We start from the raw sequence: 6,817 nt of genomic DNA on the forward strand, positions 1-6,817 counted from the left end.
CTACACAGGAGCAGGCAAAACGCGCCGGACCGGAAAAGCGCTTGGAAGGGATGGAAACAGGCATGAACGACATGGCAGCCACACCGGCGACGATCACAGGACAGGCGCAGACCTACGACGTGGCGACTTCCCGCCATGTGGTCGCGGCCTCGCTACTGGCATGGCTGCTCGATGCCTGCGATTTCTTCATCGTGCTGTTCACGCTCGACGATGTCGCCCGCAGTTTCCACGTCTCGCTGCAAAGCATCCTGCTCGCCCCGACGCTCACATTGCTGACGCGCCCGATCGGCGCCTTCCTGTGCGGACACGCCGCCGACCGGTACGGGCGCAAACCGGTCATGATCACCACCATCATCGTCTATTCCGCGATCGAGATCCTGTCCGCCTTCGCCCCCAACCTCGCCATCTTCCTGCTGCTGCGCGCTTTGTTCGGCGTGGCGCTGGGCGGCGAATGGGGCGTGGGCACGTCGCTGATCATGGAAAGCATCCCGCCCTCATGGCGCGGCACCGCCTCGGGCATCCTGCAGGCCGGCTACCCGGCCGGATACCTGCTGGCGTCGCTGGTCTTCCTGCTGCTGCCCTTCGTCGGCTGGCGCGGGCTGTTCATCCTCGGCGGCAGCGCGCTGCTGGCGGCCGTCTATATCTGGCTGCGCGTGCCCGAGAGCCCCGAATGGCTGCGCCGCCGGCACGACCAGACCGCCCGCGCCACCAAGCCCCCCAGCCTGTGGTTCATCGTCCGCAACAACGCGGCCCTGTGCGTCTTCGCAATCACCCTGATGACCGCCTTCAATTTCATGAGCCATGGCTCGCAGGACCTGTATCCCAAGATCTTCCTGGGTCTGGAACGCCACCTGCCCCATCCCTCCATCACGCTGATCGTGGTGCTCTACAACATCGCCGCCATCGTCGGCGGCCTGTTCTTCGGCGTGCTGTCGCAGAAGATCAGCCGCCAATACAGTATCGCCCTGGCCGCCCTCCTCACCCTGCCCTTCCTGCCGCTGTGGGCGCTCTCCCACTCCCCCTTCTGGCTCGCCGTCGGCGCCGTCTGCATCCAGTTCTGCGTCCAAGGCGCCTGGGGCGTCGTCCCCGCCTATCTCAGCGAACTCTCCCCCGCCTCGGTCCGCGCCACCTTCCCCGGCCTCGCCTACCAGTGCGGCAACCTCATCGCCGCCAGCAACGCCCTGCTCCAGACCGCCCTCGCCGCCTGGTTCGGCACCGGCCTCGCCCCCGCCATGATGTTCACGGTAGGCACCGCCGCAACGATGGTCCTAACCCTGATCCTCCTCAACGCCCGCCTGTATGGCCGTTATCGACCCATTCAATGAATAGCGGCCATATCGTTTGAAGACATCTCGGCTTACGCCCTCATGTCGGACATAAAGTAACTATCCCTCTATTCTTGAAAGCGGACACTCTCGGGTGACCGAGATTCACGATCAGATACGATCCCGCCAATCAATCGGGTGATGAGTAAAAATCCTCTGACACAAACCATCGTTGACACAAATAGGCTGTCCTTACCGAAACCGCGCGGTAACTCCACAACCCGTCCCTATCGAATTTTTAGCTCTCGCCACCACGTCCGAGCCGGTGGCCAGGTCGAAAGCCGTGTGACCGGGCTTGCCATGCGATCAGGAATCCAGCAACTGCGAGCCCCAGCACAGCCCAGGGGAACGACATAGCTCCCCAGGTCTCAAGCAACATACCGCCCAGAACACCCCCACCGGCTATGGCACTATTCCAGGCGACGACATTCATCGACAACGCAACGTCCACGCCATCGCCGGCCGCATCCGCAAGTGCCGTCTGGAGCAACGTCGCAGCTCCTCCGAATGTCAGACCCCATATCGTGACACCGATCACGATCACCGAGGGGGATGCTGATCCGATCGCAAAAATACCCGCAACGACCGCGAATATTGCAAGACTGACCAGAACGGAGAGGCGCAGGGCGTGATCGACCGTGCGGCTGGTCAGCCAGATGCCGGCAAGCGCGGCGATCCCGAAAAGCAGCAGAACGCGATCCGCCTGTCCCGCCAGCCCGGCCGGTGTCACAAATGGCACGATGTAGGTGTAAAGAACATTGTGCGCGAGCATCCAGGCCATCACGACACCCAGGACAGACGGCACGCCCGGCATGTCCAGAACATGCCGGAACGGCAGACGCTCGTGATGCGCGGCGCCCGGAAAATCGGGAATCTTCGCCAGGACCCATGCGATTAGCAGCACGGTCAGGCCCGACATGATCCAGAAAGCCAGACGCCAGCCGACGGCAGCACCCAGCCATGTCCCGGCGGGAACCCCCAGCGAGAGCGCGATCGGCGTACCGACCATAGCAATCGCCAGGGCGCGGCCCTGCAGGGCGCGCGTCACCATCCGACGCGCATAGCCGGCCAGCAATGCCCAGGCGAGGCCCGCCGCCGCACCCGCTCCGTACCGGGCCACGAGGGTCGCGCCGTAATGCGTCGAAAACGCGGTGATGGAATTGAACACCACGAAGCCGATAATCGCCAGCAGCAGGACCCTCCTGCGCCGCCACCGCTGTGTGGCGAGCGTCAGCGGAATCGCCGCACTCAGGGAGCCTATGGCATAAGCCGTCACCATCTGCCCGGCGAGAGCCGGAGAAATATGCAGACCCGCGCCGATCTCAGGCAACAGACCTGCCGGCAGGGTTTCGGTCATGATGCAGATGAAGCCGGTCATGGCCAGCGCGAGCAGGCCGGCGACCGGCAGGCGCTCATCGGTTTTTTTCGTGGGCGATGTGATGGTCGGGGTCATGGGTCGCTCATATATGGATCGGTCGATGCACATATAGGGGGACAGCAGCCTTGGCAATCACTTCTGGATCACTTAATATGGAAGTCTTTCGGAAGGAACGATGCCATGGCGCGGACTGGGCGTCCCCGTGAGTTTGACCGCGACAAGGCGATTGACGCCGCCACCGCGCTCTTCTGGGCGCAGGGTTATGAACCGACCTCCTTGACCCAGCTCAAGGCCAGCATGGGTCATATCTCGCCTGCGAGCTTCTATGCCGCGTTCGGCTCGAAGGAAGCCCTGTTCCGGGAAGTCGTGCAGCATTATCTGGCGACCTACGGGCAGGTCATGGCGCCCTTATGGGACGAGAGCCTGTCGCCGCGTGAGGCCATCGAACGGACGTTGCGCGGCTCGGCGCGCATGCAGGCTGCCCGCTCACACCCGACCGGGTGCCTGGTTGTGTCCGGCGCCAGCAATTGCTCACCCGAAAACGAACCCGTCCGGGCTCTCCTCGCGGCAGAACGACAGCGCACGCGGGCAGGCCTCCGGGCCTGCGTGGAACGCGCCATCGCCAAAGGTGAATTGAAGGCGTCCCCGGCGACAGAGGCTCTGCCCGATATTCTCGTGACTTTTTTCCACGGCATGACGTGCGAAGCCCGGGACGGGATGGGCTCAGACAATCTGGATGCGGCCGTCACGTCTCTCCTGACATTGTGGGATGTCAACGCGGTGAAGCCGGGGACAGAAAAGCGGTCGCGAAAGCGCTGACGGGCCGACGTGGGCAAGACCAGCCGGTCGCGGCATGATTATTCCGCATCGGTCGGTCCATAAATCCTTGCCCCCACCCCACGCTTCTTTTATGGATCGGTCGATATGGAAGTTGTGTCTTCGGAATACGACGCCATGCCTCCTCAAGGAACCCGATCATGAGCACATCAAAAATCGCCTTCGTCACGGGTGCCAATCGCGGCATCGGATATAGTATCGCGAAGCATCTGACGGCCGCCGGCATCAGCGTGATCGGCACCTATCACACCAATGAAGGCGAGGCGAAAGCAGCCGAAACGGCCCTCAGCCACGAGAACGCGAAGTTGCGCATGCTGCCACTGGACATCGCGAACCACGCGTCGTTCACGGATTTTGCAGAGCAGGTCAAAGTCCTTCTCGCAGACGCGTTCGGGCAGCAGGCACTGGATTATATTGTCCAGAACGCCGGCAATATCATCCACACGCGCTTCGATGCCGCGACATCCGAACAGCTCGACAATCAGTACAACATCCACTTCAAGGGCCCCTACCTGCTGACGGCAGCGCTCCTTCCGCTGATCCGCGATGGCGGCCGCATTCTCAACATCACCTCTGCCGCGACGCGCTTCTATCTGACGGATCATGGTCCCTACTCGGCCATGAAAGCGGCGACCGAGGTCATTTCGCTCTACATGGCGAAGGAACTGGGCGCGCGCGGCATTACGGTCAATGCCGTCGCCCCTGGCGCGGTCGCATCGGATTTCGGCAATGGCCTGGTTCGTGACGATGCCACGATCAACAGGGGCCTCGCAGAGATCACGCCCCTGGGGCGCGTCGGTCAGCCCGACGACATCGGAGCCACTGTTCGCGCTCTTCTGTCTGACGACATGCACTGGGTGAATGGCCAGCGCATTGAGGTGACAGGAGGCCAGTCGCTTTGATCCCACACAGAAAAAAGCAGGGAGAGTCCATATGCTTCACGTTATGGCCAGCAGCGTCATCAATGCACCCGTTTCGTCTGTCTGGGGGCTAATCCGCGATTTCGGCGCCCTTGGTAGCTGGTTGCCGGGCGTGAAAAGCTGCGTGATCGAGGCAGACGATCCCGGCGACCGTGTCGGCGCGATCCGTCGTCTTGAAATGGGCGATGTCGGCATCATCCGCGAGCAGCTTCTGGCGCTGTCCGATGTGGATCACATGGTGACCTTCTCGATCATTGAGTCGGCTTTGCCGATCCGGAACTACCGCTCGACGATCAGCCTCCTGCCCGTCACCGATGGCGACCGCACCTTCATCCAGTGGCGCGGTCAGTTCGAAGCATCGGCCGAGCACGCAGCGGAGATGGAAGCCCGGATGCCCACGCAGATCTATCAGACCGCATTCGACAGACTGGCAGAAATACTGGCGTCAGCGAAGGCACTGTCATGAACCGTCTTGGTAAGAAATCTGTCTTGGTGCTTGGTGGCAGCCGCGGAATCGGTGCCGCTATCGTGCGTCGCTTCGCGGCAGAAGGTGCGAAAGTCGTTTTCACGTATTTGTCCTCCCCTGACGACGCCCAGGCATTGGCCGCCGAGACCGGAAGCGAGGCCCTGCGCGCCGATAGCGGCGACCGGGACTCTCTCGTCGAACTGATTGTCTCGCTCGGTCCTCTCGACGTGCTGGTCGTCAATTCCGGAATTCTCGGCGCGGGCGACCCGCTGGACATGCCTCCGGACGACATCGACCGGCTTTTCCGCATCAATATCCACGCCCCTTACCACGCGGCAGTTGCTGCCGCACGGACTATGCCCGACGGAGGTCGCATCATTTTCATCGGCTCAGCCAATGCCGACCGTATGCCGATGACTGGGCTTGCAGCCTACAGTGCCAGCAAATCGGCATTGAAAGGCATGGCCAAAGGCCTGGCGCGTGATCTGGGCGCGCGCGGCATCACCGTCAACGTTGTCCAGCCCGGTCCCACCGATACCGACATGAACCCTGCCGAGGGGCCGCTGAAGGACGTGATGCACGGTTTCATGGCGATCAAACGCCATGCCACGGGTGCGGAGATTGCGGGACTGGTGGCGTATCTTGCCGGGCCAGAGGCTGACGTCATCACCGGCGCCGCGTACAACATCGATGGCGGCTTCACGGCCTGACGGAATGATTGATCCCCACCCACCCGCAGGAAAAAAAGGAACGAGAGCCATGACCCCTTCATCTCCCAACGCCGCCAACGCCGGCACCTTCACAATCGGCGGCGATCTCGCCGTTCATCGGCTTGGTTTCGGGGCCATGCGCATCACCGGCAAAGGCATATGGGGACCGCCCGCCGATCATGACGAAGCCATCCGCACGCTGAAGCGTCTCCCCCGAACTCGGCGTCAACTTCATCGACACCGCCGATTCCTATGGTCCGGATGTCTCGGAATGGCTGATCAGGGAGGCTCTCCATCCCTATCCCAAGGGCCTCGTGATCGCCACGAAGGGCGGTCTTACCCGTTCGGGACCAGACATCTGGAAGCCGGTCGGGCGGCCGGAATACCTCCTCCAGCAGGTGCATAAGAGCCTGCGCAACCTCGGCGTCGAGCAGATCGATCTGTGGCAGTTGCACCGGATCGACCCCAGGGTCCCGGCGGACGAGCAGTTCGATGCGGTCCGGTCCTTCATCGATCAGAAACTGATCCGTCATGCGGGACTGAGCGAGGTTTCCGTCGAAAACATCAAGGCGGCCTCGAAATTCTTTGACGTCGCGACCGTCCAGAACCGCTACAATCTCGTCGATCGCACCAGCGAGGACGTGCTCGACTACTGCACGGCGCAGAACATCGGGTTCATCCCCTGGTTTCCCCTCGCCGCCGGCGACCTCGCGAAGCCGGGCTCAATTCTGGACACCATGGCAGGGAAATACGGCGCCCATCCCAGCCAGATCGCACTGGCATGGGTCCTGAAACGCAGTCCGGTGATGCTGCCAATCCCCGGGACCTCGCAGGTCGCACATCTGGAGCAGAACGCCGCCGCCGCCAGCCTCACGCTATCCGACGAAGATTTTGCGGCATTGGACTCAGAAGGACGAAAGGCGTTTCAGTCAACGCGGTAGGGGAGCGCTCCCGGACAGTCGCAGTCCCAGCGCCGAAAGGCCGGGGGACCGTCCGGGCACGCTTTGCAGAGGTGGCCCCCGTTTTTTGGACAGGTGGTTAGAGCGGAATTCGACCTGAGTGAATTTTTTGGGGTACCCAAGCGGGCGTATTTGTGATTCAACATGATGGCCGGATGGGAGGCCGGCGGTCATGTCGAAAGCTCTGTCGGTGGATCTTCGTAGCCGTGTTCTGGCTGCGGT

Annotated in this window: 6 protein-coding genes and 1 pseudogene; 6 read left to right on the plus strand and 1 reads right to left on the minus strand. The window is 62.2% G+C overall.

The annotated features are described in order from the left end of the window. Positions 1-71 precede the first annotated feature (71 nt). Positions 72-1,325 carry an MFS transporter gene (locus HLH29_RS12685; RefSeq protein ID WP_246374222.1) on the plus strand — a complete coding sequence of 418 codons (1,254 nt, stop codon included), beginning with the start codon at positions 72-74 and terminating at the stop codon, positions 1,323-1,325. A gap of 238 nt (positions 1,326-1,563) precedes the next feature. Here HLH29_RS12685 and HLH29_RS12690 read toward each other — a convergent pair whose 3' ends face one another. Further along, on the minus strand, positions 1,564-2,778 hold the full coding sequence (locus HLH29_RS12690; RefSeq protein ID WP_182967344.1) for an MFS transporter: 1,215 nt from the start codon (positions 2,776-2,778) through the stop codon (positions 1,564-1,566). Positions 2,779-2,883: 105 nt separating this feature from the next. Between HLH29_RS12690 and HLH29_RS12695 the strand changes: the two genes are divergently transcribed. The 5 genes and pseudogenes from HLH29_RS12695 (at position 2,884) to HLH29_RS12715 (ending at position 6,577) form a co-directional block, all read left to right on the plus strand. Continuing rightward, a complete protein-coding gene (locus HLH29_RS12695; protein WP_182967346.1) occupies positions 2,884-3,522 on the plus strand; it encodes a TetR/AcrR family transcriptional regulator in 639 nt (212 codons plus the stop codon). A gap of 158 nt (positions 3,523-3,680) precedes the next feature. Further along, complete coding sequence (locus HLH29_RS12700; RefSeq protein WP_182967347.1) at positions 3,681-4,442, plus strand: SDR family NAD(P)-dependent oxidoreductase; 762 nt, start codon at positions 3,681-3,683, stop codon at positions 4,440-4,442. Positions 4,443-4,473: 31 nt separating this feature from the next. After that, a complete protein-coding gene (locus HLH29_RS12705; protein ID WP_182967349.1) occupies positions 4,474-4,926 on the plus strand; it encodes an SRPBCC family protein in 453 nt (150 codons plus the stop codon). Then, complete coding sequence (gene bdcA / locus HLH29_RS12710) at positions 4,923-5,636, plus strand: SDR family oxidoreductase (protein WP_182967351.1); 714 nt, start codon at positions 4,923-4,925, stop codon at positions 5,634-5,636. Before HLH29_RS12705 ends, bdcA begins: the two co-directional genes overlap by 4 nt. A 49-nt stretch (positions 5,637-5,685) precedes the next feature. Further along, a pseudogene (locus HLH29_RS12715) lies at positions 5,686-6,577 on the plus strand (aldo/keto reductase). The last annotated feature ends 240 nt before the right edge of the window (positions 6,578-6,817 follow it).

Origin of the sequence: Gluconacetobacter tumulicola (assembly GCF_014174215.1) — a bacterium.
In the GTDB taxonomy this organism is placed as follows: domain Bacteria; phylum Pseudomonadota; class Alphaproteobacteria; order Acetobacterales; family Acetobacteraceae; genus Gluconacetobacter; species Gluconacetobacter tumulicola.

Excerpts from the sequence above, each read along its gene's own strand:
- HLH29_RS12685 (WP_246374222.1), top strand. The coding sequence starts at position 72 with ATGGCAGCCACACCGGCGACGATCACAGGACAGGCGCAGACCTACGAC.
- HLH29_RS12690 (WP_182967344.1), bottom strand. The coding sequence starts at position 2,778 with ATGACCCCGACCATCACATCGCCCACGAAAAAAACCGATGAGCGCCTG.
- HLH29_RS12695 (WP_182967346.1), top strand. The coding sequence starts at position 2,884 with ATGGCGCGGACTGGGCGTCCCCGTGAGTTTGACCGCGACAAGGCGATT.
- HLH29_RS12700 (WP_182967347.1), top strand. The coding sequence starts at position 3,681 with ATGAGCACATCAAAAATCGCCTTCGTCACGGGTGCCAATCGCGGCATC.
- HLH29_RS12705 (WP_182967349.1), top strand. The coding sequence starts at position 4,474 with ATGCTTCACGTTATGGCCAGCAGCGTCATCAATGCACCCGTTTCGTCT.
- bdcA (WP_182967351.1), top strand. The coding sequence starts at position 4,923 with ATGAACCGTCTTGGTAAGAAATCTGTCTTGGTGCTTGGTGGCAGCCGC.